Genomic DNA, 23,671 nt, shown 5'->3' with positions numbered 1-23,671 from the left:
TATCGCGTACCGGGCAATTGTGGAGAAGAAATATGCATAACGAAGCACCCATTATCCGCCGTAAATCCAAACGCATTTACGTCGGCAAGGTGCCGGTCGGTGACGGCGCGCCAATCGCTGTTCAGTCGATGACCAACACCCGCACCACTGACGTGGAAGCGACGGTAAATCAGATCAAAGCCCTTGAGCGAGTCGGTGTCGACATCGTTCGTATCTCGGTGCCTACCATGGATGCCGCAGAAGCATTCAGACTGATCAAACAGCAGGTGAATGTACCGCTGGTTGCAGATATTCATTTTGACTACCGCATCGCCCTGAAAGTCGCCGAGTATGGCGTCGACTGCCTGCGCATCAATCCCGGTAATATCGGGAACAACGAGCGCATCCGTATGGTGGTTGACTGCGCACGCGACAACAATATTCCGATTCGAATTGGCGTGAACGCCGGTTCACTGGAAAAAGATCTGCAGGAAAAGTATGGCGAGCCGACGCCGCAGGCGTTGCTGGAATCAGCCATGCGTCATGTCGATCATCTTGACCGTCTTAACTTCGATCAATTCAAAGTCAGCGTAAAAGCCTCTGACGTCTTCCTTGCCGTTGAATCTTATCGCCTGCTGGCGAAACAGATCGAACAGCCTCTGCATCTCGGCATCACCGAAGCGGGTGGCGCACGCGCAGGCGCAGTAAAATCTGCGATTGGACTTGGCCTGTTACTGTCAGAAGGGATCGGCGATACGCTGCGTATCTCGCTGGCGGCCGACCCGGTTGAAGAAGTCAAAGTCGGTTTCGATATCCTGAAGTCACTGCGCATTCGCTCTCGCGGGATCAACTTCATCGCCTGTCCAACCTGTTCACGTCAGGAGTTTGACGTTATCGGCACGGTCAACGCGCTGGAGCAGCGTCTGGAAGATCTGATCACCCCGATGGATGTCTCCATTATCGGCTGTGTCGTCAACGGACCGGGTGAAGCGACCCTCTCTACGCTGGGCGTGACCGGCGGCAGCAAGAAGAGTGGTTTCTACGAAGATGGCGTGCGTCAGCGCGATCGTCTCGACAACAATGACATGATTGATCAGCTGGAAGCGCGCATTCGCGCCAAAGCGTCGATGCTGGATGCCAGCCGCCGTATTGATGTGCAGCATCTGGAAAAATAATGGCGCGCGCGGTCTGCGTGCGTGACTTTTTTGACTGAACCTGTGCGGTTTCATCCTCATAAGGTATGATGCCGGACAGGTTTTTTTGCATTAAGAGATTCTAACGTGGCGAAGAATATTCAGGCGATTCGCGGGATGAACGACTACCTGCCTGCGGATACTGCCCTCTGGCAACGGATTGAAGGCGTTCTCAAGCAGACGCTGGCGAGCTACGGTTACAGCGAAATTCGCTTACCGCTGGTAGAGCAAACCCCACTGTTTAAGCGCGCCATCGGTGAAGTCACCGACGTGGTTGAAAAAGAGATGTATACCTTTGACGATCGCAACGGCGAAAGCCTGACGCTGCGTCCGGAAGGCACAGCAGGCTGTGTGCGAGCCGGTATCGAACACGGTTTACTCTACAACCAGGAACAGCGTCTGTGGTACATGGGTCCCATGTTCCGCTATGAGCGTCCGCAGAAAGGCCGCTATCGTCAGTTCTATCAGATTGGCGTGGAAGTTTTTGGTCTGCAGGGACCAGACATCGATGCTGAACTGATCATGCTGAATGCCCGCTGGTGGAAAGCCCTGGGTATCTTTGAGCACGTTCGCCTGGAACTTAACTCTATCGGTTCGCTGGAAGCGCGTGCTCACTACCGCGACGCGCTGGTCGCCTTCCTTGAACAGCACAAAGAGGTGCTGGATGAGGATTGCAAGCGCCGCATGTACAGCAACCCGATGCGCGTTCTCGACAGTAAAAATCCCGATGTTCAGCAACTGCTGAATGATGCGCCACAACTTGGCGACTATCTGGATGACGAATCACGCGAACATTTCAGCGGCCTGTGTGCCCTGCTGGATGACGCCGGAATCAGCTACACCGTCAATCAGCGTCTGGTGCGCGGTCTGGATTACTACAATCGCACCGTGATTGAGTGGGTCACCGATAGCCTGGGTTCACAGGGCACGGTTTGCGGCGGTGGTCGCTACGATGGCCTGGTTGAGCAGCTCGGGGGGCGCGCAACGCCAGCCGTAGGCTTTGCCATGGGCATGGAGCGCCTGGTGCTGCTGGTTCAGGCGGTTAATCCTGAATTTGAACCGACGAGCAATGTGGATGTCTATGTTATCGCCTCAGGTCAGGGCGTGCAGTCTGCTGCAATGCAGCTGGCTGAGAAATTGCGTGACGAAGCGCCAGAACTGAGGCTGATGACCAACTTTGGCGGCGGTAACTTCAAGAAGCAATTTGCCCGTGCTGACAAGTGGGGCGCGCGTGTTGCCCTGGTGTTAGGCGAGGATGAAGTCAAAGCCGGTCAGGTCGTGATTAAAGATCTACGCCGTGGCGAGCAGCAAACGCTGGATCAGGCAGAGGCTGCTGCTGTATTGCGTACGCTGTTACAGTAAGCGTGACACAGCACCAACCATAGAAAGGAGAGGGATTGCGTGGAAGTGTATAGCAATGAGAACGAGCAGACCGACGCGCTGCGCAACTTTTTTGCCAACAATGGCAAAGCGTTAGCCATTGGCGTAGTGATCGGCATTGCTGCGCTGGGTGGCTGGCGTTACTGGAGCAGTCATCAGGACGATACGGCGAAGTCAGTGTCTGCGCAGTATCAGCAACTGACCAGCGCCATGCAGGCAGGCAAACCGGAAACGCTGGAAGCGGTAAACCGTTTTGCCAGTGAAAACAGCAATACCTACGGTGCGCTGGCAGCGATGGATCTGGCGAAGCAGTATGTTGACGCCGGTCAGCTCGATAAGGCTGCGACGTTGCTGCAAAACGGACTGAAAGATACCAAAGATGCCAATCTGCAGGCGGTCATTAACCTGCGCCTGGCCCGCATTCAACTGCAACAGAATCAAGCCGATGCGGCGCTTAAAACCCTTGACGGTGTGAAGGGTGATGGCTGGACAGCCATTGTGGCCGATATTCGCGGCGAAGCGCTGCTGACCAAAGGCGACAAGCAGGGCGCGCGCGATGCTTGGAGTAAAGGGGTTGAATCTGACGCCTCTCCGGCATTGAAGCAAATGATGCAGATGAAGATGAATAACTTAAGCTAAGCCAGTCAAGAGAGAGCGCATGGAATTACGTAAATACCTGCTGCCGGGACTGATTTCAGTCACTTTGCTCAGCGGTTGTTCGCTGTTTAGCGGCGAAGAAGATGTAGTAAAAATGGCCCCGTTGCCGAAGGTCGAAAACCAGTTCACGCCACAGAAAGTGTGGAGCACCTCGGTTGGTGACGGTGTGGGTGATTTCTACTCAAATCTGCATCCTGCCTGGCAGGATAATACGGTTTACGCTGCCGACCGCTTTGGTATCGTCAAAGCACTGGATGCCGCAGACGGTAAAGAAAAGTGGAAAGTCGATCTCTCTGAGAAAACCGGCTTCTTCTCGAAAAATATTTCAGCCCTGCTATCAGGTGGCCTGACGGCCGATGGCGACCGCATTTATGTTGGCAGCGAACGCGGCCAGGTTTTTGCCCTGAACAGCAGCGATGGTAGCGTGGCCTGGCAGACGAAAGTCGCCGGTGAAGCGCTGTCACGTCCGGTGGTCAGCGATGGCCTGGTGCTGATTCATACCAGCAACGGCATGTTGCAGGGACTGGATCAGAGCAGCGGTGTGGTGAAGTGGAGCGTCAACCTGGATATGCCAGCGCTGTCTCTGCGCGGTGAATCTGCGCCGGCTGTGGCCTTTGGCGGCGCAATTGTCGGTGGCGACAACGGCCGTGTCAGTGCCGTGGCAATGAACCAGGGACAGCTGATCTGGCAGCAGCGTATTTCTCAGGTCAGCGGTGCCACGGAGATTGACCGTCTTAATGACGTCGATACCACACCGGTTATCGTTAACGGCGTCGTTTATGCACTGGCCTACAATGGCAATCTGTCGGCGCTGGATCTGCGTTCAGGTCAGATTTTGTGGAAACGCGAAATCGGCGGTGTGAAGGATCTGATTGTTGATGCCGGCCGTATCTATCTGGTCGATCAGGACGATCGTGTGATCGCTCTTAACACTGACGGCGGTGTTGCCATCTGGCGTCAAAGCGATCTGCTGCATCGCAACCTGACTTCACCGGTGCTCTACAACGGTTATCTGATAGTCGGTGACAGCGAAGGCTATCTGCACTGGCTGAACACCACAGATGGACGTTTTGTGGCACAGCAGGAACTGGATAGCTCAGGCTTCCAGACCGAGCCGGTAGTTGCCAGCGACAAGCTGCTGATCCAGTCCAAAGACGGTGAGGTTTATGCGATTACCCGTTAACGGGTAAACGTCTGGCAGGTGAAATCCTCCGTTCCGACGGCTCCTGATTTAATCAGGGGCCGTTTCGTTTTTAGTCAGGCATGGTATTCTTTGCGCCTTAAGCCTGAACTTAACGGCCAGAGCCGTTATAATCTCGCCATTCGGGCGATTAATTTTTTATTGAGGCATTTTGTTATGGTACCTGTGGTCGCGCTGGTTGGGCGTCCCAATGTGGGAAAATCTACGCTATTCAACCGTTTAACACGCACACGTGATGCGCTGGTAGCGGATTTTCCTGGACTGACTCGCGATCGCAAATATGGTCGCGCCGAAGTGGAAGGGCGCGAATTTATTGTTATTGATACCGGTGGTATCGACGGCACCGAAGAGGGTGTTGAAACGCGGATGGCTGAACAGTCACTGCTGGCGATCGAAGAAGCCGATGTTGTGCTGTTTATGGTGGATGCGCGTGCGGGTATGATGGCCGCCGATCAGCAAATTGCGAAGCATCTCCGTTCCCGTCAGAAAGCGACCTTCCTGGTGGCAAATAAAACTGACGGGATGGATCCGGATCAGGCGATTGTCGACTTCTATTCACTGGGCCTGGGCGAAATCCACGCCATTGCGGCGTCGCATGGTCGTGGTGTGAGCAGCCTGATTGAAGAGGCGCTGCTGCCGTGGATGGAAAAAGTTGAGGCGGTCGAGCTCACTGAAGAAGAAGAGAACCAGGCTTACTGGGCTGCGTTAGAAGCTGACGAGATTGCTGAGCAGGAAGCCGCAGAGGAAGAAGAAAACTTCGACCCGACGGGCCTGCCGATCAAACTGGCTATCGTTGGTCGTCCAAACGTAGGTAAGTCAACGCTTACCAACCGCATTCTCGGTGAAGACCGCGTGGTGGTCTACGATATGCCGGGCACCACCCGCGACAGCATCTACATTCCGATGGAGCGCGATGGACGTGAATACGTTCTGATCGACACCGCCGGTGTCCGTAAGCGTGCCAAAATCTCTGACACTGTAGAGAAATTCTCGGTGATCAAGACGCTGCAGGCGATTGAAGATGCCAACGTGGTGATGCTTGTGATTGATGCGCATGCCGGCATTTCCGATCAGGATCTCTCACTGCTTGGCTTCATTCTCAACAGTGGTCGCTCGCTGGTGATTGTGGTCAACAAATGGGATGGCCTGTCGCAGGAAGTACGTGATGAAGTGAAAGAGACGCTGGACTTCCGTCTGGGCTTTATCGATTTCGCCCGTATCCACTTTATCTCTGCGCTGCACGGCAGCGGCGTGGGTAATCTGTTCGAGTCGATCACTGAAGCTTATGACTGCTCGACCCGACGCGTAAATACCTCGCTGCTGACGCGCATCATGAACATGGCTGCAGACGATCACCAGCCGCCGCTGGTACGCGGTCGTCGCGTTAAGCTGAAATACGCGCATGCCGGTGGTTATAACCCGCCTATCGTAGTGATCCACGGTAATCAGGTGAAGGATCTGCCCGATTCTTACAAACGCTATCTGATGAACTACTTCCGTAAATCACTGAACGTGATGGGAACGCCAATTCGTATTCAGTTCAAAGAGGGTGATAACCCTTATGAAGGCAAACGTAACCTGCTGACGCCAACGCAGCAGCGTAAACGTAAGCGTCTGATGGCGCATATGAAAAAGAATAAGCGTTAACAAAATGAGGGCCATCTGGCCCTCTTTTTTTTGCTCTGAACTCATCAGGCAGGGAGAAGAAAATGATGGTGATGTGTGAAAAATGTCAGCAACCGCTGTCGCTCAGCAACGGTGAAATTATCTGCAGTGCCTGTGGTGCGCATTATCCCGCGAAACCCTGTTGCCCTGAGTGTCACCAGCCGCTTGACGTACTCAAAGCCTGCGGTGCAGTGGACTACTTTTGCCGCAATGGACATGGTCTGATCTCGCGCAAGCGCGTACTGTTCCAGCCGCCAGGTCACTAACGCCGCTTTCAGCTACGCGTAATCTGTCTGAGAATCCACCGCGACGCCCGGCTATTTGTAGCAAAAATGCTATTGCGCCGTAACAAACCGGTTAGATATGTTCACTCTGTAACGTACCAGGTGGTACAATCCTGCCGCGTCGTGGGAGGGGTCAGCCACATCAGTGCTCTTCCGGCCCACAGATTCTCACGGACGCGGGTCTGTTTATATTCGATTTGAAACCGAGCGATGCTCCACGCGCACCTGTTAACGCGCCGGAGTCCGGATGGCCTCTGTCCGGGCGCTCTGTTTATTCAGGAGAGTAAGTGTTATGGCTGAAACATCCTCCCGCGCCGGAAAGGGGCTGGGAATCGCATCCATGCTGCTCGGACTGGTGCTGCTTGCCACCGGTCTGTTTTTTGCAATTGGCGGCGGTAAACTGGTTGCCTTGGGCGGCAGTTGGTACTTTTTAATTGCGGGTATTGTTACTGTCCTCTCCGCAATTCAGTTCTTCCGTCGCAAATCTTCGGCAGTGGTTCTGTTCCTGCTGGTCTTTGCTGGCACCCTGATCTGGTCGCTGTTTGACGCAGGTCTGGATTTCTGGCCACTGGTCTCGCGTCTGATGGTTCCAGCCGGACTGACGCTGCTGGCTTTCCTGATCTGGCCTTCACTGCGTAAGCACGAAGGTAAGCACTCACTGGCGAAACCTTCTTACGCGTTCGCGGCAGTGCTGGCGGCAGGCATGGTGGCAACACTGGTGCAGATGTTCCAGCCTCATCCTACCGTTGCGGCTACGGGCGAAGAGTTACCGTTGATCCCGGTAGACAAAGCGAAACAACAGAAAGACTGGGATAATTACGGCAACACGCCTCAGGGCAGCCGCTTTGTGGCACTCGATCAAATCACCCGCGACAACGTGAAAGATCTGCAGGTCGCGTGGACCTTCCGCACGGGTGATACCCCAGTCAGCCCGACCGGTAACGGCGCAGAAGATCAGCAGACGCCATTACAGATTGGCAATACCCTTTATCTCTGTACGCCGCATAACAACGTTATCGCCGTTGAAGCCAACACGGGTAAGCAGATCTGGAAACGTGAAATCAACGCCCAGGCTGAAGTCTGGCCGCGCTGCCGTGGTCTGGCTTACTTTGATGCCACCAAACCTGTGCAACAGCCGGACAAGCCGGGTTCTGTACCGGTGACGGCGGCTGTGCTGCCAGCTGGTGACAGCTGTCAGCGCCGTATTCTGATGAATACCATTGATGCGCGTCTGATTGCGATCAACGCCGACAACGGTGAGTTCTGTGAAGATTTTGGTAATCACGGCATCGTAGATCTCAAAGCGGGCCTGGGTCAGGCACCGGACCCACAATATCAGCTGACCTCCGCGCCAACGCTGGCCGGTACCACGGTTGTGGTGGGTGGCCGTGTCGCAGATAACGTACAGACCGATATGCCTGGTGGTGTGTTACGTGGTTTTGACGTGATTACTGGCAAAATGCGCTGGGCGTTTGACCCGGGCAATGTTGACCCGAATGCGATACTGATGCCGGGCAAAGATTATACCCGCAGTACGCCAAACTCATGGGCGCCGATGTCTTATGACCCGGCAATGAACACCGTGTTCATCCCAATGGGGAGTTCGTCAGTTGACCTCTGGGGTGCGAACCGTACCGCGCTGGATCACAAATATGGCGCATCGGTGCTGGCGCTGGATGCCACCACCGGTAAAGAGAAGTGGGTCTATCAGACCGTACATAACGATCTGTGGGACTTCGACCTGCCGATGCAGCCAAGCCTGATCGACTTCCCGCAAAAAGATGGCAGCACCACGCCAGCGGTGGTGATTGGCGGCAAAACCGGCATGATCTTCGTGCTTGACCGTATGACCGGTAAGCCGCTGACCAAAGTCGAAGAACTGCCGATGCCGCAGGGTCATATCCCGAACGAGCAGTACACCAAAACACAGCCGCACTCGACCGGTATGCCGCAGATCGGCAACCAGACGCTGAAAGAGTCTGACATGTGGGGTGCCACGCCGTTTGACCAGCTGGCTTGCCGTATTGGTTTCAAATCGATGCGCTATGACGGTCTGTTCACCGTACCAGACACTGACAAGTCTCTGAGCTTCCCGGGTTCACTGGGTGGAATGAACTGGGGCAGCATGTCGATCGATCCGAACAATCACCTGTTGTTCGTCAATGACATGCGTCTGGGCCTGTGGGTTCAGATGATCCCGGCGGATACCAATAAAACGGCGCGTGGCAGTAACGGTGGCGAAGCGATCAACACCGGTATGGGTGCGGTTCCGCTGAAAGGCACGCCTTATGCTGTGAATAAGAACCGCTTTATGTCACCGCTGGGCATCCCTTGTCAGAAACCGCCATTTGGTACGCTGTCGGCGATTGACCTGAAAACACAGAAAATCGTCTGGCAGGTGCCGGTCGGTACGGTGCAGGATACCGGTCCGTTTGGTATTAAAATGCGCGTGAAAATGCCGATTGGTATGCCAACGCTGGGCGGTACGCTGGCAACGCAGGGTGGCCTGGTGTTCATCGCCGGTACACAGGATTACTACCTGCGCGCCTTTGATGCATCAACCGGTAAAGAAGTGTGGAAAGCACGTCTGCCGGTGGGCAGTCAGGGCGGCCCAATGAGCTACGTCTCACCGAAAGATGGTAAGCAGTACATCCTGATCTCGGCAGGTGGCGCACGTCAGTCTCCGGACCGTGGTGATTACGTGATTGCGTACGCGCTGCCAGACAGCAAGTAACAACGCTTAACGAGAAGGGCCGACATTGTCGGCCCTTTTTTTATTTGCCGTCGCGCCACAGCGCCTGCAACTCAGGTGGTGCCACCTGTTCCGGAATCAGCAGCACAATGGTGCCCACCTCGCGGCGGGTGGCATACTGAATCTGGATGCGGAAATAGCGCTGATCGCCACTGCCCACCTGCGCAGCTTTTTCCTCGGGTTCGCCCAGCGGCATTGCCTGCTCCAGCGCATGGCAGACGCGCTCTTTTTCCGGTGCCGGCAGCTCACCCAGCATAAAACGACGTTCGGCGCGCAGCCCCGGAATAAAGGCCATGCCGCCTTCACGCGCGACGATGATGGTGGCATCATCGGTGAGTTCGGGCAGGTCACTCATAACACGCCAACCTCCTTCCACGCCTGTTCAATAGCATTGCTGACCGACGCGTCGAAGCGTTTTTTACCATGCTCAACGGTGAAGCGGGCAAATGTCTTAAAGTCCGCATTCTGTGGCAGTTCGTCGTCACACACGGTGTCGTACCAGGCATATCCCGCCTGTTCCCATGCATAACCGCCGAGTGCTGTAGCCGCCAGATAAAAGGCCCGGTTAGGAATGCCGGAGTTAATATGGACCCCACCGTTATCTTCACGGGTCTTCACGAAGTGATCCATGTGGGCCGGTTGCGGATCTTTGCCCAGCATCGGATCATCGTAGGCGGTACCAGGTTCAGACATCGATCGCAAACCACGCCCGTTAATTCCTTTTGCCAGCAGACCTTCACCGATGATCCAGTCGGCCTCGTCGGCGCGCTGTTTTTTACTGAACTGTTTCACCAGCGAGCCAAAGACATCCGACAGCGATTCATTCAGCGCGCCAGACTGCTCAAAGTAGATTAACCCGGCTTCGTTTTCAGTGACGCCATGCGCCAGCTCGTGCGCCACCACGTCAATCGCAATGGTGAAGCGATTGAAGATTTCGCCGTCACCATCACCAAATACCATCTGCTGGCCGTTCCAGAAAGCGTTCTGGTATTTCTCACCGTAGTGCACGGTACCCAGCAATTTCAGCCCCTGATTATCCAGCGAGTTACGCTGATAAGCCTGCCAGAAGAAGTCATAGGTTACGCCAAGATAGTCCCAGGCTTCTTCTGCAGCCACGTCGTCATTGCCGGGCTGACCTTCCTGACGAATCAGTTTACCCGGCAGCGTTTGCTGACTTTGCGCATCATAAATTTCACGATCCACATGACCACCCGCCGCGGTTTTTACGCCGGTCGGCTTTTGCCAGTGTTCCGCCATGAGGTGCTGAACGTGAGTCAGGGTGCGACGCGCCTGCTCCTGCTGGTGGCCGGAACCGTGTGCGATGATTTTGCGAAGGATATAGGGAGGAATAACGCTGTAAGCCATCTGGAACTCCTTGGCATCATGAATGTACCAAAAAGTATAGACCCGCCAGTCTGGTTAAACCTTATTCATCAGACCAGCGGTGAGGGAAAAGTGTGATTTGACAGCAAGCGTCAGCGTCAGGACGCGGTTTTGCGGCGGCGTTTTTTCTCAGGTAACAGCTGGGTCACCTGGCTTTCAACCCAGCCATCATCCAGACGGGTGCGCAGCAGATCGCCGCTCTGGAGCTGTACCGTTTTCTTCACCACCTGTCCGGTGGTGTCGGTGGTCACACTGAACCCACGCGCCAGCGTCGCCAGCGGGCTGACGCCTTCCAGCTGCGCCACCAACTGACCAAAGTGCTGCCTGTTGCTGTTAAGCTGCTGAGTGATGCTCTGCTGCAGGCGATAGTGCCAGTTTTGAAGCTGCTTTTGCGCCTCGAACAGGCGCTGCTGCGGCTGTTGAGCAGTGAGTCGCTGGGACAGGCGATCCTGCTGACGTGTTGCGTGACGCAGACGGGTTTCGATCGCTTCACCCAGACGCTGTTGCAGGCGGAACAGGGCGGTCTGCTGGCGAGCCAGACGCAACTGCGGGTGCTGCTGCTGCAGACGATGCTCAAGGCGGGTATAAAGCCGCTGCTGGCGCGCCAGGTAATAATCCATCGCCATCTCCAGCCGCTGTTGCTGAGATTGCAACTGGCGCAGCAACTCCAGCTGGTTACGGCTGACAATTTCAGCGGCGGCGGAAGGGGTGGGCGCGCGTAAATCGGCAACAAAGTCAGCAATGGTGACATCGGTTTCGTGACCGACCGCGCTGACGACAGGAATGCGGCTGGCAAAAATGGCGCGTGCTACGCGTTCGTCATTAAAACTCCACAGATCTTCCAGTGAACCGCCGCCGCGTCCGACGATTAACACGTCGCACTCATTGCGCAGGTTGGCGATTTCAATTGCACGGACAATCGCCGCGGGCGCATCAACACCCTGAACTACGGTGGGGTAGATCACCACGGGCAGCGAAGGATCACGGCGATGCAGCACACGTAACACATCGTGCAGTGCCGCACCGGTGGAAGAGGTGATAACCCCGACCTGGCGTGCCGGTTCCGGCAGTGGTTGCTTATGCTGCGGATCGAACAATCCTTCGGTCGCCAGTTTTGCTTTCAGCAGTTCAAACTGCTGCTGCAACAAGCCTTCACCCGCCGGATGCATGCTCTCGGCAATCAGCTGATAGTCACCGCGGGGTTCATAGAGCGTGATGTTGGCACGCACCAGTACCTGCTGACCGTGCTGCGGACGGAAGGTGACGCGACGATTGCTGTTACGGAACATGGCACAGCGAACCTGAGCGCCATCATCTTTCAGCGTGAAGTACCAGTGACCGGATGCCGGTTGCGTGAAGTTGGAGATCTCGGCGCTGATCCAGACCAGACCCATCTCTTTCTCCAGCAGTTGACGCACTGTCGTATTGAGACGGCTGACGGTAAAAATATTGGCGATGGGTGGCAGCGACATGTGACGAAGATCAAATTCCAAATCAGCAGGTTAATTCATCGATACTACATTGCTGCCTGCGCGGATCAAGAGTTTTTCTTAAATAATGCTGGAGGCAATCGATTACGGCCTGTATAATGCCGCGGCAATATTTTATCTATTCTCAATCACCCGAGGTGGAGTATTGCCATGTTAAGAATCGCTAAAGAAGCACTCACTTTTGACGACGTTCTGCTCGTCCCTGCACACTCCACCGTCCTGCCTAATACGGCCGATCTCAGCACTCAGCTGACCAAAAATATCCGTTTAAACATTCCTATGCTCTCCGCTGCCATGGACACCGTGACCGAATCGGGTCTGGCGATTGCGCTGGCACAGGAAGGCGGCCTTGGCTTCATCCATAAAAATATGTCGATTGAACGCCAGGCGGACGAAGTGCGCAAGGTGAAGAAACATGAAAGCGGCGTGGTCACTGAACCACAGACCGTGCTGCCAACCACGCCTCTGGCTGATGTGAAAGTGCTGACCGAGCGCAACGGCTTTGCAGGCTACCCGGTAGTTAACCGCGACAACGAACTGGTGGGTATCATCACCGGTCGTGATGTGCGCTTTGTCACCGACCTCTCTCAGCCGGTCTCTGCGGTCATGACCCCGAAAGAGCGTCTGGTAACGGTGAAAGAGGGTGAAGCGCGTGATGTGGTCCTGCACAAGATGCACGAAAAGCGCGTTGAGAAAGCGCTGGTCGTGGATGACAGCTTCCATCTGCTGGGCATGATCACTGTTAAAGACTTCCAGAAAGCCGAACGTAAACCTAACGCCTGTAAAGATGCGCAGGGTCGACTGCGTGTCGGTGCAGCGGTGGGCGCGGGTGCCGGTAACGAAGAGCGTATTGATGCGCTGGTCGCAGCAGGCGTTGACGTGCTGCTGATTGACTCTTCACACGGCCACTCTGAAGGTGTGCTGTCACGCATCCGTGAAACCCGCGCTAAATACCCGGATCTGGAAATCGTCGGCGGTAACGTGGCCACTGGCGCAGGCGCTCTGGCGCTGGTCGCGGCAGGCGTCAGCGCCGTTAAAGTCGGTATCGGCCCGGGCTCAATCTGTACTACCCGTATCGTAACCGGCGTGGGCGTTCCGCAGATCACTGCCGTTTCTGACGCGGTTACAGCGCTGGAAGGCACCGGTATTCCGGTGATTGCTGACGGCGGTATCCGTTTCTCTGGTGATATCGCTAAAGCAATCGCGGCGGGTGCGTCCTGTGTGATGGTCGGTTCAATGCTGGCGGGGACCGAAGAGTCGCCGGGCGAGATCGAACTCTATCAGGGCCGTTCATTCAAATCCTATCGCGGTATGGGTTCACTGGGCGCGATGTCCAAAGGCTCGTCTGACCGTTACTTCCAGACTGATAACGCCGCTGACAAGCTGGTGCCGGAAGGTATCGAAGGTCGCGTGGCCTATAAAGGCCGTCTGAAAGAGATCGTGCATCAGCAGATGGGCGGATTGCGTTCGTGCATGGGCCTGACCGGTTGCCTGACCATTGACGACCTGCGCACCAAAGCGGAATTTGTTCGCATCAGCGGTGCGGGCATCAATGAGAGCCACGTGCATGACGTGACCATCACTAAAGAGTCACCGAACTACCGCATGGGTTCATAATCCCGATTTCACGCCCGGCTTCAGCCGGGCGCTTTTATTGATCAAGTCACCGTTCTGGAAACCCCTCAATGACGACGGAAAATATCCATAAGCACCGCATTCTGATTCTCGATTTCGGCTCACAATACACGCAGCTGGTGGCACGTCGCGTGCGCGAGCTCGGCGTTTATTGCGAACTCTGGGCATGGGATGTCACCGAAGAGCAGATTCGCCAGTTCAACCCCAGCGGCATCATCCTTTCTGGTGGCCCGGAAAGCACCACAGAACTGAACAGCCCGCGTGCACCTGAATATGTTTTCAACGCAGGCGTGCCGGTGCTGGGTGTCTGCTACGGTATGCAGACCATGGCAATGCAGCTGGGCGGCACAGTATCTGGCTCTAACGAGCGCGAGTTCGGCTATGCGCAGGTTGAAGTGACGACCCCAAGTGCCCTGGTTCGCGACATTGAAGATGCAATCAGCGCCACCGGTAAACCGCTGCTGGATGTCTGGATGAGCCACGGCGACAAAGTCACGGCGATCCCGGCTGACTTCGTGACCGTTGCCAGCACAGAAACCTGTCCGTTTGCCATTATGGCCAACGAAGAAAAGCGTTTCTACGGCGTGCAGTTCCACCCGGAAGTGACCCATACCCGTCAGGGTCTGCGGATGCTTGAGCGCTTCATCATCGACATCTGTGAATGTGAAGCACTGTGGACACCGGCCAAAATCATTGAAGATGCCGTTGAACGCCTGCGTGAGCAGGTTGGCAACGACAAGGTCATCCTTGGTCTGTCAGGCGGAGTGGACTCCTCTGTGACGGCAATGCTGCTGCATCGTGCCATCGGCGACCGTCTGACCTGTGTGTTCGTGGATAACGGCCTGCTGCGTCTGAACGAAGCACAACAGGTAATGGATATGTTTGGCGACCACTTCGGTCTGAACATCATCCATGTGCCGGCTGAGATGCGCTTCCTGGATGCGCTGGCGGGTATTGATGAGCCAGAAGCCAAGCGTAAGACCATTGGTCGCGTCTTTGTGGAAGTGTTCGACGAAGAAGCGCTGAAGCTGCAGGATGTGAAGTGGCTGGCACAGGGCACCATCTATCCGGACGTGATTGAGTCGGCGGCGTCAGCTACCGGTAAAGCGCACGTCATCAAGTCACACCACAACGTGGGTGGCCTGCCGAAAGAGATGAAGATGGGCCTGGTTGAGCCGCTGAAAGAGCTGTTCAAAGACGAAGTGCGCAAGATTGGTCTGGAGCTGGGCCTGCCGTACGACATGCTGTATCGCCATCCGTTCCCGGGTCCGGGTCTGGGCGTGCGTGTGCTGGGCGAAGTGAAGAAAGAGTATTGCGACCTGCTGCGCCGTGCCGATGCCATCTTCATCGAAGAGCTGCATAAAGCGGATCTCTACAACAAAGTCAGCCAGGCGTTCACTGTCTTCCTGCCGGTTCGCTCGGTCGGCGTGATGGGCGATGGCCGTAAATATGACTGGGTTGTCTCGCTGCGTGCGGTGGAAACCATCGACTTTATGACCGCACACTGGGCGCACCTGCCGTATGATTTCCTGGGCCGCGTCTCAAACCGCATCATCAATGAAGTCGACGGCATCTCCCGCGTGGTGTACGACATCAGCGGCAAGCCACCGGCGACGATTGAGTGGGAATAAACCGGCCCATGCCGCCGATTAGCTCCTGATGCTTTAAAAGCCCGCTTTCAGCGGGCTTTTTATTGCCTGAACTCCACTTAGATGGGCCATTTTAACCTTTCAGCACATCTATCCCCATCACTGGCGGTTTTCTGTTCACTTTACCGGAAATTGCGCTATTCTCCCTGCAGTAGAAGCCTGCACTTAACTTCCTTTGTGTCCTGCTTTTATCCGCCGCTTCGATAATCCGTATCCCAAAGCCGCTACTTACTGTAACCGCCTGCTACTCAGGCGTTTCGTGATTCTTACGTCATCAGGAATGTTGTCATGCTCTCACTGAAAGTGTTCAGCCTGTTTTTTGTTGCCGTGCTACTGCTGTCGCTGGGGGCCAGCATTGCGCAGGCGACGCGTCACGGCGAAACCGCACAGACCGGTGGCTGGGCCACTGCCCGGCGGGATTCGTCCGGAATCGCGCCCGATCCGCGTGCGTTATATAACCTGGCTATCGTGCAGGTCTATGCGGCGCCGACCTATGGCTGGAAAGGGCGGGTGGCGGTGCATCCCTGGATCATCTTTAAGCGCGCAGGTGAAACGCGTTTCACCCGCTACGAAGTGATTAGCTGGGGCAGCGGCGACAAAATCCGGCGCAACACCAACCTGCCGGATGGTTACTGGTATGGCGCAAAACCCCGGCTGCTGGTGGAGCATCGCGGACCGGAAGCCGAGGCGATGATTCCGCAGATTGAAGCCGCCATTAAATCCTATCCGTGGCCGACAACTTATCGTGCCTGGCCCGGACCGAACAGCAATACCTTCCTGGCGCATATCGGCCGTGAAGTGCCGGCTTTAAAACTGGATCTGCCCGCCAATGCGCTGGGCAAAGATTACCGGTCACTGTGGCATCCCATCGGGCTGCCGCCATCCGGGCGCGGTTTGCAGGTGTCGATTCTGGGCGTGGCGGGCGTGACGCTGGGCGCGGAAGAGGGACTTGAAGTGAACCTGCTGGGGCTTAACATGGGACTCGATTTTACGCCGTTCCGGCTGCGGTTGCCGTTTATCGGTGGTCTGGGCAATGACAACCTTCAGCAGGACAAACCCTGACAGTCTGGCCCCGTCAGGGGCCATTTTGCGTCAGCACACGCCAAAGTCACCTTCTTCGTGATAGAGATTGACGCTCTCTGCTTTCACTTCGAACTCTTTCTTGGCCGCATCATCAACGCGCGCGCACCACAGGGTGTCGCCGTCGACGCGCAATACCTGCATTTTAGGCCCGCCGGTTTTCGACTGAACAAAATCCTCTGCTTTAAACATTCCTGCCTCCGTTGTTGAACATGAGTCCGGCCGGATTCTCGCTGGCGCGGTTTATTTTTTGCGTGACGTTTTCCAGTTTATACCCTGACCGTTTTACTGCGAGAAAAAGTCTGCGCATGCTGAGGCGCATTAAGAAATATTTACCTGGTTGTCAGTTGACAACTCAATCATTCAGCGTCAGGATAGGGACACACATGGCAAGGAAGCGGCATCCCAGTAAAGAGATTGAAACGGCGTTACGTTACGCAGAAACCCATGGCTGGCTGGTCGTGACGGGAGGTCATCACGCCTGGGGCAAAATGTACTGCCCGAAAAATCTGTTGATGTGCCGATGTGGGGAGTTTTGTCTGACCTGCATCTGGAGCACACCGAAAAATGCACATCAGCATGCCCAGGCGCTGCGGCGCGTGGTAGATAATTGTCACTATCTGAAGTCCTGAAGCAGCACAAGGAGAGGCATATGGAATATTGTTTTACACTGCGGTTTAGCCTGCCGGAAGGGCATGCGCCGGTGGATGAGTTGCTGGAAACACTGGCAGTATCAGGCTGTGATGATGCACTGATTGGTCTGGGTATGCCAGGGCGCATTGCACTGGAGTTTACCCGGGAGTCTGACTCTGCCACGGAGGTATTGAAACAGGCAGAAGAGGATGTGCTGCGTGCTATACCGGGTGCCACGCTGGTAGAAGCGGCACCTGATTTTGTGGGATTGACGGATGTGGCCGAGATCATCGGCATGACGCGTCAGAATATGCGTAAGTTAATGCTCAGCCACCGCCCGCCCTTTCCACTGCCGGTGCACGACGGTAAAACCGCCATCTGGCATTTAGCCGATGTGCTGGAGTGGTTGAGCCAGCGCGGCAATTACACGCTGCCTGCGGCGACCCGTGAGCTGGCACAGGTGACGCGGCAGCGCAATCTCAACGGGTCGCTGCAACGTTACGGGCTGCACGCTTGATCAGTGCGGCAGCAGGAAGATCGTCGCCAGTCCCAGGAAGATAAAGAAGCCGCCGGTATCGGTCAGAGCGGTGATCAATACGCTGGAGCCTACGGCCGGATCGCGCTTCATTTTGGTCATCACCAGCGGAACCAGTACACCCATTAGCGCGGCCAGCAGCAGATTCAGCGCCATGGCCAGCATCATGACGCCACCCAGCGCCATATTGTCATACATCAGCCAGGTAATGCCGCCCATAATGCCGCCCCAGAACAGGCCGTTGATCAGCGCTACGCCCAGTTCACGGACAATCAGAAACGAGAAGTTACCCGGTTCAACCTGATGTAAAGCCAGTGCCCGCACAATCATGGTGATGGTCTGGTTACCGGTGTTGCCGCCAATACCCGCAACAATTGGCATCAGGGTGGCAAGCGCCACGATTTGCGAAATCGTCCCTTCAAACAGCCCGATAACCCGCGAAGCAACAAAGGCGGTACAGAGATTGATGGCCAGCCAGGCCCAGCGTTTGCGTACTGATTTACGCACCGGGGCAAACACATCCTCTTCCTGACTGATGCCGCCCATTTTACGAATGTTACTTTCGTTTTCGGCATTCACCAGGTCGACAATGTCTTCGATGGTCACACGGCCAATCAGTTTGCCCTTCGCGTCGGTGACGGCAGCAGAAATCAGGTTATAACGCTCAAAGGCGCTGGCCGCATCTTCGGCCTTGTCGTTGAGCTGGAAGGTGGTCGGGCGCGCGTTCATAACGTCGCTGACCAGAGTTTTAGGTTTGTTAAGCAGGATATCCGTCAGCAGCAGTTCGCCCAGCAGCTGATTGTCTTTGTTAGTAATAAAGAGTTTATCGGTACCGCCTGGCATGCTTTTACGCTTGCGCAGAAAACGCTGCACCGTTGCCAGCGTGACATCGTCGCGCACCGTCAGGATATTAAAATCCATCACCCGGCCTACGCGGTCGCGGTCGAGCTGCACCATATCGAGCATGCGGGCGCGCAGAGCTGGCTCCACGGTCGCCAGCAGGCGCCCGGTCAGGTCACGCGGCAGATATTGTGCCAGCCAGACCTGATCGTCGATGTCCAGCGGCTGGATAGCGCGCAGGATATCACGGTCGCTCATCTCTTCGGTGAGGCTGGCCCAGACCGTTTCTGAGGCTTCAACCAGCACGTGACCACGCCGCTCGTTTGGCACCAGACGCCACAATGCCTGACGTTCCTCTTCGGGCAGGGCTTCAAGAATGTCGGCGAGGTCAGCGGCATGAAGCTGCTGAATATCCTGTTCCAGCGCATCACGCTGGGCCGCATTTTCACGTTGCTGTTCAGGGTTGAGATCGCCGGATTTCTCCAGCAGGGAATCAACCAGATCGTGCTCATTGAGCAGCAGCGTCAGAATGCGATGACGTATTTCACTTAAACGTTGAGATTGAGAGGCAGACACATTGGATCCCTTAGTCTGTAAGCACCAGCACGCAGTGTAGCGTTTCGCCTGAAAAAGGGATGCAAAAAAGAGTCCAGTTATCTGGATTCCGTTCAGGTTTCAGTGCAATTCAGGCGAAATATCAGTATTCGCTAGCGCGTATCATTTGATGTGACGGTGACAGGCTCAGGAATAGCTTTCTGTTGCTGATGATGCTCGAAGGCAGCAGGCAGGATAAAAATCAGGCGACTAAAGAGAATGATAAAACTGATCAGCAGCACAATGCGGGTCATGGTGCCGGTTTTTTGACGTCTTCGGGGAGAAATAGCGCTGTTCACGCGGGGTGGTTCCTGTAATGAGCCCATCATAGGGCGACTGCAATATTTAGTCACAGTCGCCAGATGAAATCAATCGCTGTTGAAAAAAACAGCAGATAAAGATCAATAACTCGCTTTTTGCGCCAGTAACGTCGCAAAGCGGCAGGTGATGCGGTTACCGTTTTCATCTTTACGATGCAGCTGACCGGGGTGCTCGTTGTACTTCACGATGTGCCAGTTGCGATAATAGTGGCTGAGTTCGCCCGATTTAAACGCAAAAGAGAAATCTGCCGGGCAGGGCATATCGTCCGTGTTCATCGCCGCCACAATCAGGTTGAAACCATCCCTGATCGTACAGGCCTGCATGTCGGCAATCAGCTGCGGAATGGTCTGCGGCTGCAGAAACATCATTACCACGGTCGACAGCACAACGTTGAAGCCGCCATTAAAGCGTGTGTTGTTCAGATCTCGCTGCTCAGTGTGAATACCCTGAAGGTTTTCCTGCGCAATAATCTCCTGCAGGCGCGCCAGGCTCTGCGGATTGTGATCCCACGCTGTGACGTCAAAACCGTGCTGATTCAGAAACAGCGTATTGCGTCCCACGCCACAGCCAAGATCAAGCGCCTTGCCGACGTTAAGCTGGGGCAGAGCCGCAACCACTTCGGAGTGGGGCGGCGTTAAACCATAGGTGTCGGCAAAATAGTTTTCGCCTGAAAGCGGTGCGGTTGGTTGTGTCATAGTCATCAATTCAGTTAAACGGGCGCGGGGCGCCCGGGTTGTCAGATATCTTCTTGGAGGATCAGCTTCCATCCGGTGACGTCGTTCCAGTAAGCCTGCTCGCGTTCAAGATCGAGCTGAACCAGATTGTTCTGCGCAAAGTAGCCCGCCGGGAAAATCAGCGTCCAGTGGCCATCATCGCATTTCAGGGTTAATGCATCCGGACGCGTGGTGGCCTGGCGCTGATTATTCAGCAGGGTGCCCAGGCGCAGCAGAAAAATCAGCGGCACAAACTGCTTTTTCTTGAACAGCGTTACGCGTGGTAACTCATCAAGCTTCACTGCTTTACGATGGAATCTGACCAGTGCCGCCAGTAGCATCTGCTGATCCTGATTGAACCCCGGCAGGTTGGTGTTTTGCAGAATATAGGCTGAATGACGTTGCAGGCCGCTGTGATTGATAGTCAGGCCCACTTCGTGCAGCATCGCCGCCCATTTTAGCAGTGCAGCCAGTTGCGGATTCGCCAGCTTTGGGTTCTGATCGCGCCATTGCAAATAAAGCTGCTCGGTCGTCTCCAGCACACGTCGAGCCTGATCGCTGTCGATGGCGTAATGGTTAGCCAGACTTTGTGCTGTGCGGCTGCGAATATCCTGATGGCGGAAACGGCCCTCCATCTCATAGAGCACACCTTCACGCAGCGCACCGTCGGAGAGGCGCAGCTCGCGAATCGCCAGCGCATCGAAGACGCCACAGAGAATCGCCAGTCCGGGGACAAACACGCCTTTACGCTCTTCTGACAGGCCCGGCAGGCTCAGTGCAGAGAAGGATTTATGTTTCATCACTTCGTCATAGAGCTTTTCGAGACGCTCAGGCGTAATCAGCTTCTCTTTTTCATCCATCGCCTGCAGCACTTCGCAGGCAGCTTTGATGGTACCGGATGCGCCCAGCGCATATTGCCAGCCATGCAGACGATATTGCCACGCCAGCGTTTCCAGCTTTTGTGCAGCCGCTAAGCGGGCACGACGGAAGTTTTCACGGCTGATTTCCCCTTTCGGGAAATAGAGCTGGGCGAAACTGACGCAACCCATGCGCCGGCTCTCAACCAGCTGAGGTTCGAAATCCTCACCAATCACCAGCTCAGTGGAGCCACCGCCGATATCGATCACCAGCTTGCGGCCTTTTTCCGGCTGTGTGTGCTCCACACCCATAAAGATCAGACGCGCTTCTTCATGGCCTGAAATCACCTCGATTGGATAGGGGATCACCTCGGCAGCGCGCTGCAGGAAGGTTTCGGCATTGATCGCCTCGCGCAGCGTATGGGTGCCGACAATCGTCACGTTGCTGGGACTGAAACCCTGCAGGCGTTCGGCGAACAGGGCCAGGCAGGCTAAGCCCCGCTCCATCGCCTCTTCGCTGAGGTTGTGTTGAGCATCCAGCCCGTCCGCCAGATGGACGCGCTGTTTAAGGCGGCCCAGTACCTGCATCGCACCATCGACAACCCGCGCAATTACCATATGGAAACTGTTCGAGCCCAGGTCAATCGCCGCAAACTCCTGGGGTTTTGGCGTACTTTTATGAGAAATTGGCATAGGATTTATTCAGGTTGTTCCAGTTTCTTGATGTAATCATAGATGGCCAGCTGCGAGCGCACTTTACGACGATTGCCGCGCTGGACGTAATGGTTACTCAACTCTTTATCGACGATGCGGGCTTTCACCGTATCACTCAACTGAATAGCAATAATGTCGAGTATACGCTGCCGGATGTGGGGATCGAGGATCGCCACAGCCACTTCAATGCGGTAATCGATGTTACGCGTCATCCAGTCAGCGGAGGAGAGGAACACCTTTTTATCGCCGCCATTTTCAAAAATATAGACGCGATCATGTTCCAGATAACGATCAACAATACTGATGACACGAATATTTTCACTGATCCCAGGCAAGTCAGGAATTAATGAGCACATTCCGCGCACCAGAAGATTGACCTTTACCCCTACGCTCGAGGCTGTATAAAGCCGATCAACCAGACCTTTGTCCACCAGATTGTTTATTTTCAGAGTAATGCCGCAGGGCTTATTTTGCTGAGCATTGGCAATTTCGGTGTCGATCAGTTCATACAGCATCCGGCGCGAGTTTTGTGGCGACACCATCAGGTGATCGAACGTCACAGGCCGATAGGGATTCTCAATAAAGTTGAACACCCGACGCACTTCATTGGTGATGCGCGCATCCGCGGTCAGCAATGAGTAATCGGTATAGAGTCGCGCGGTTTTCTCATTAAAGTTGCCGGTACCGATATGCGCGTAGCGCACAATCTCTTCGCCTTCGCGGCGTGAAATCAGGAACAGCTTGGCGTGAATCTTCAGGCCTGGTGCGGAGAAAATGACGTGCACACCCGCTTCAGTCAGGCGTTTCGCCCAGTAAATGTTAGCTTCTTCATCAAAGCGCGCCTGCAGTTCCACCACCACCGTGACTTTTTTACCGTTATAGGCGGCATGGATCATCGCATCCATAATGCGGGAGTGTTTGGCGACGCGGTAGATATTGATTTTGATTGCCAGCACGCTGGGGTCAAACGATGCCTGACGCAGCAGCTCCAGCACATGCTCAAAGGTATGGTATGGATAGTAGAGCAGCACGTCGCGATTACGAATCGCATCAAAGCCGTTGCGGAAGCCATCAAAGCCGATGTGGCGAATCTGCGGCAGCGGGCGGTTAACCAGGTTGTTTTTGCCGACGTTCGGGAAGCCGATAAAGTCTTTGAAGTTGTGGTAGCGGCCGCCCGGCAAAATGGAATCCAGGTTAGAGATGGAAAGCTTATGGCACAGCAGCGACACCATGGTGTCGGGCATATCGCGCTGGTAGACAAAACGTACCGGCTCCGCCGTCAGTCGCTGCTTCAGGCTGGAGGACATCAGCTCCAGCAGGCTCGACTCCATCTCCGTAACCAGGTCGTACTCGGCGTCACGCGTCATTTTCATTGAATAGGCGTTGAGCGCGTCGTAGTCGTAGAAGCCTTTGAAAATATCATCCAGGCAGTAACGCAAAATGTTATCCAGCAGGATCATCGGTTTACGGCGACGCGGTGGCTCTGCCGGTAAATTAATGAAACGCGGCACTTTGTCAGACGGAATTTCCAGCAGTGCATACTGAATATGGTCACCACGGATAATCTCTACTGCCAGATAGGTGTAGTCGTCTTTGAGGAATTCCGTCAGGTCGGTTTCGTGGGTGATCAGGATCGGCGAGATGTGCTGACGCAGTTCATGTTTGAAGTAGTGGCGCAGCCAGGCCTGCTGATTGGATGAGAGCTGACGTTCGTTGATCAGGAAGATCTGATTACGTGCCATCTCCAGCAGCAGATCGTTATAGAGCGCATCAAACTCCTGATCGGACTTCATCACCCGTTGCTGAATTTTCTTAAACAGATGGCGTGGCGTACTGGCGGAACCCTGCTCTTCACCAATCAGAATGCGGCGTTTGAGGTCGGCGAAACGCACTTTATAGAATTCGTCGAGATTATTGGAGTAGATGCCCAGAAAGCGCATCCGCTCAATCAGTGGATTGCTTTTGTCTGCGGCTTCCTGCAAAACCCGTTCATTAAAGGATAACCAGCTTAATTCTTTTTCAATATAAAGCTTTACCTGACCCATTCTCACTCCATTTAGCGGTTGCAGGACTGAAGATCCAGTATCCACCAACATTATGGCGAGAGTATGGCAGC

Annotated in this window: 21 protein-coding genes; 12 read left to right on the top strand and 9 right to left on the bottom strand. The window is 55.0% G+C overall.

Annotated features, from left to right (window positions below; all coding sequences use genetic code 11):
- Positions 1 to 32 precede the first annotated feature (32 nt).
- The 7 genes from ispG to AC6I77_RS14190 all read left to right on the top strand — a co-directional run bounded on the left by ispG (position 33) and on the right by AC6I77_RS14190 (position 9,093).
- On the top strand, positions 33 to 1,154 hold the full coding sequence (gene ispG / locus AC6I77_RS14220) for a flavodoxin-dependent (E)-4-hydroxy-3-methylbut-2-enyl-diphosphate synthase (protein WP_003848692.1): 1,122 nt from the start codon (positions 33 to 35) through the stop codon (positions 1,152 to 1,154).
- A gap of 105 nt (positions 1,155 to 1,259) precedes the next feature.
- Positions 1,260 to 2,534: a histidine--tRNA ligase gene (gene hisS / locus AC6I77_RS14215; protein ID WP_039659536.1), complete on the top strand. Its 1,275-nt coding sequence runs from the start codon at positions 1,260 to 1,262 to the stop codon at positions 2,532 to 2,534.
- A gap of 39 nt (positions 2,535 to 2,573) precedes the next feature.
- Positions 2,574 to 3,191, top strand: coding sequence for a YfgM family protein (locus tag AC6I77_RS14210; RefSeq protein ID WP_136196758.1), 618 nt, complete (start codon positions 2,574 to 2,576; stop codon positions 3,189 to 3,191).
- A gap of 19 nt (positions 3,192 to 3,210) precedes the next feature.
- The gene (gene bamB / locus AC6I77_RS14205) at positions 3,211 to 4,392 is read left to right on the top strand and encodes an outer membrane protein assembly factor BamB (protein WP_003848699.1); all 1,182 of its coding nucleotides are present in this window, start codon (positions 3,211 to 3,213) and stop codon (positions 4,390 to 4,392) included.
- A 174-nt stretch (positions 4,393 to 4,566) separates the two neighbouring features.
- On the top strand, positions 4,567 to 6,057 hold the full coding sequence (der, locus tag AC6I77_RS14200; RefSeq protein WP_008926703.1) for a ribosome biogenesis GTPase Der: 1,491 nt from the start codon (positions 4,567 to 4,569) through the stop codon (positions 6,055 to 6,057).
- Between the two features lie 62 nt (positions 6,058 to 6,119).
- Positions 6,120 to 6,341, top strand: coding sequence for a zinc ribbon domain-containing protein (locus AC6I77_RS14195; protein ID WP_039659539.1), 222 nt, complete (start codon positions 6,120 to 6,122; stop codon positions 6,339 to 6,341).
- Positions 6,342 to 6,651: 310 nt separating this feature from the next.
- Positions 6,652 to 9,093 (top strand): glucose/quinate/shikimate family membrane-bound PQQ-dependent dehydrogenase, encoded by a 2,442-nt coding sequence (locus AC6I77_RS14190; RefSeq protein ID WP_039659542.1) that lies wholly within the window; start codon positions 6,652 to 6,654, stop codon positions 9,091 to 9,093.
- Positions 9,094 to 9,133: 40 nt separating this feature from the next.
- On the opposite strand, the gene AC6I77_RS14185 is transcribed toward AC6I77_RS14190, so the two are convergent.
- The 3 genes from AC6I77_RS14185 to xseA form a co-directional block, all read right to left on the bottom strand.
- On the bottom strand, positions 9,134 to 9,466 hold the full coding sequence (locus AC6I77_RS14185) for a protealysin inhibitor emfourin (RefSeq protein ID WP_008926700.1): 333 nt from the start codon (positions 9,464 to 9,466) through the stop codon (positions 9,134 to 9,136).
- Positions 9,463 to 10,476, bottom strand: coding sequence for a M4 family metallopeptidase (locus AC6I77_RS14180; RefSeq protein WP_140033146.1), 1,014 nt, complete (start codon positions 10,474 to 10,476; stop codon positions 9,463 to 9,465). Before AC6I77_RS14180 ends, AC6I77_RS14185 begins: the two co-directional genes overlap by 4 nt.
- A gap of 116 nt (positions 10,477 to 10,592) precedes the next feature.
- Positions 10,593 to 11,966, bottom strand: a complete 1,374-nt coding sequence (xseA, locus tag AC6I77_RS14175; RefSeq protein ID WP_033761516.1) for an exodeoxyribonuclease VII large subunit — start codon at positions 11,964 to 11,966, stop codon at positions 10,593 to 10,595.
- Between the two features lie 168 nt (positions 11,967 to 12,134).
- Here xseA and guaB point away from each other — a divergent pair, with 168 nt between their 5' ends.
- The 3 genes from guaB (at position 12,135) to AC6I77_RS14160 (ending at position 16,330) form a co-directional block, all read left to right on the top strand.
- Positions 12,135 to 13,601 carry an IMP dehydrogenase gene (gene guaB / locus AC6I77_RS14170; RefSeq protein WP_497817065.1) on the top strand — a complete coding sequence of 489 codons (1,467 nt, stop codon included), beginning with the start codon at positions 12,135 to 12,137 and terminating at the stop codon, positions 13,599 to 13,601.
- Between the two features lie 68 nt (positions 13,602 to 13,669).
- Positions 13,670 to 15,250 carry a glutamine-hydrolyzing GMP synthase gene (guaA, locus tag AC6I77_RS14165; protein WP_003848716.1) on the top strand — a complete coding sequence of 527 codons (1,581 nt, stop codon included), beginning with the start codon at positions 13,670 to 13,672 and terminating at the stop codon, positions 15,248 to 15,250.
- Positions 15,251 to 15,556: 306 nt separating this feature from the next.
- A complete protein-coding gene (locus AC6I77_RS14160; RefSeq protein ID WP_003848719.1) occupies positions 15,557 to 16,330 on the top strand; it encodes a DUF3750 domain-containing protein in 774 nt (257 codons plus the stop codon).
- A 30-nt stretch (positions 16,331 to 16,360) separates the two neighbouring features.
- On the opposite strand, the gene AC6I77_RS14155 is transcribed toward AC6I77_RS14160, so the two are convergent.
- Entirely contained in the window at positions 16,361 to 16,540 is a 180-nt protein-coding gene (locus AC6I77_RS14155) for a GDFGVC terminal motif YodC-like protein (protein ID WP_140033147.1), read from the bottom strand.
- Positions 16,541 to 16,734: 194 nt separating this feature from the next.
- Between AC6I77_RS14155 and AC6I77_RS14150 the strand changes: the two genes are divergently transcribed.
- Both AC6I77_RS14150 and AC6I77_RS14145 read left to right on the top strand, forming a co-directional pair.
- Entirely contained in the window at positions 16,735 to 16,980 is a 246-nt protein-coding gene (locus tag AC6I77_RS14150) for a hypothetical protein (RefSeq protein WP_003848722.1), read from the top strand.
- Positions 16,981 to 17,000: 20 nt separating this feature from the next.
- On the top strand, positions 17,001 to 17,498 hold the full coding sequence (locus AC6I77_RS14145; protein ID WP_140033148.1) for a helix-turn-helix transcriptional regulator: 498 nt from the start codon (positions 17,001 to 17,003) through the stop codon (positions 17,496 to 17,498).
- On the opposite strand, the gene mgtE is transcribed toward AC6I77_RS14145, so the two are convergent.
- The 5 genes from mgtE to ppk1 all read right to left on the bottom strand — a co-directional run bounded on the left by mgtE (position 17,499) and on the right by ppk1 (position 23,600).
- A complete protein-coding gene (gene mgtE, locus AC6I77_RS14140; protein WP_008926560.1) occupies positions 17,499 to 18,932 on the bottom strand; it encodes a magnesium transporter in 1,434 nt (477 codons plus the stop codon).
- A gap of 131 nt (positions 18,933 to 19,063) precedes the next feature.
- Positions 19,064 to 19,249 carry a YfgG family protein gene (locus AC6I77_RS14135; protein ID WP_003848728.1) on the bottom strand — a complete coding sequence of 62 codons (186 nt, stop codon included), beginning with the start codon at positions 19,247 to 19,249 and terminating at the stop codon, positions 19,064 to 19,066.
- 102 nt (positions 19,250 to 19,351) lie between these two features.
- A complete protein-coding gene (gene tehB, locus AC6I77_RS14130) occupies positions 19,352 to 19,966 on the bottom strand; it encodes a tellurite resistance methyltransferase TehB (protein ID WP_140033149.1) in 615 nt (204 codons plus the stop codon).
- Positions 19,967 to 20,007: 41 nt separating this feature from the next.
- Entirely contained in the window at positions 20,008 to 21,534 is a 1,527-nt protein-coding gene (ppx, locus tag AC6I77_RS14125; RefSeq protein WP_140033150.1) for an exopolyphosphatase, read from the bottom strand.
- Between the two features lie 5 nt (positions 21,535 to 21,539).
- Positions 21,540 to 23,600, bottom strand: a complete 2,061-nt coding sequence (gene ppk1 / locus AC6I77_RS14120) for a polyphosphate kinase 1 (RefSeq protein ID WP_003848735.1) — start codon at positions 23,598 to 23,600, stop codon at positions 21,540 to 21,542.
- Positions 23,601 to 23,671 lie beyond the last annotated feature (71 nt).

This window comes from Pantoea sp. X-Soil-ISGK-259 (assembly GCF_059730705.1).
This window is presented reverse-complemented; position numbering and strand designations above follow the sequence as displayed.

Coding starts and splice junctions, on each gene's coding strand:
- AC6I77_RS14160 (WP_003848719.1), top strand. CDS start 15,557: ATGCTCTCACTGAAAGTGTTCAGCCTGTTTTTTGTTGCCGTGCTACTG.
- AC6I77_RS14155 (WP_140033147.1), bottom strand. CDS start 16,540: ATGTTTAAAGCAGAGGATTTTGTTCAGTCGAAAACCGGCGGGCCTAAA.
- AC6I77_RS14185 (WP_008926700.1), bottom strand. CDS start 9,466: ATGAGTGACCTGCCCGAACTCACCGATGATGCCACCATCATCGTCGCG.
- ppx (WP_140033150.1), bottom strand. CDS start 21,534: ATGCCAATTTCTCATAAAAGTACGCCAAAACCCCAGGAGTTTGCGGCG.
- ppk1 (WP_003848735.1), bottom strand. CDS start 23,600: ATGGGTCAGGTAAAGCTTTATATTGAAAAAGAATTAAGCTGGTTATCC.
- AC6I77_RS14195 (WP_039659539.1), top strand. CDS start 6,120: ATGATGGTGATGTGTGAAAAATGTCAGCAACCGCTGTCGCTCAGCAAC.
- tehB (WP_140033149.1), bottom strand. CDS start 19,966: ATGACACAACCAACCGCACCGCTTTCAGGCGAAAACTATTTTGCCGAC.
- AC6I77_RS14180 (WP_140033146.1), bottom strand. CDS start 10,476: ATGGCTTACAGCGTTATTCCTCCCTATATCCTTCGCAAAATCATCGCA.
- AC6I77_RS14145 (WP_140033148.1), top strand. CDS start 17,001: ATGGAATATTGTTTTACACTGCGGTTTAGCCTGCCGGAAGGGCATGCG.
- AC6I77_RS14150 (WP_003848722.1), top strand. CDS start 16,735: ATGGCAAGGAAGCGGCATCCCAGTAAAGAGATTGAAACGGCGTTACGT.
- der (WP_008926703.1), top strand. CDS start 4,567: ATGGTACCTGTGGTCGCGCTGGTTGGGCGTCCCAATGTGGGAAAATCT.
- ispG (WP_003848692.1), top strand. CDS start 33: ATGCATAACGAAGCACCCATTATCCGCCGTAAATCCAAACGCATTTAC.
- bamB (WP_003848699.1), top strand. CDS start 3,211: ATGGAATTACGTAAATACCTGCTGCCGGGACTGATTTCAGTCACTTTG.
- guaB (WP_497817065.1), top strand. CDS start 12,135: ATGTTAAGAATCGCTAAAGAAGCACTCACTTTTGACGACGTTCTGCTC.
- guaA (WP_003848716.1), top strand. CDS start 13,670: ATGACGACGGAAAATATCCATAAGCACCGCATTCTGATTCTCGATTTC.
- AC6I77_RS14190 (WP_039659542.1), top strand. CDS start 6,652: ATGGCTGAAACATCCTCCCGCGCCGGAAAGGGGCTGGGAATCGCATCC.
- xseA (WP_033761516.1), bottom strand. CDS start 11,966: ATGTCGCTGCCACCCATCGCCAATATTTTTACCGTCAGCCGTCTCAAT.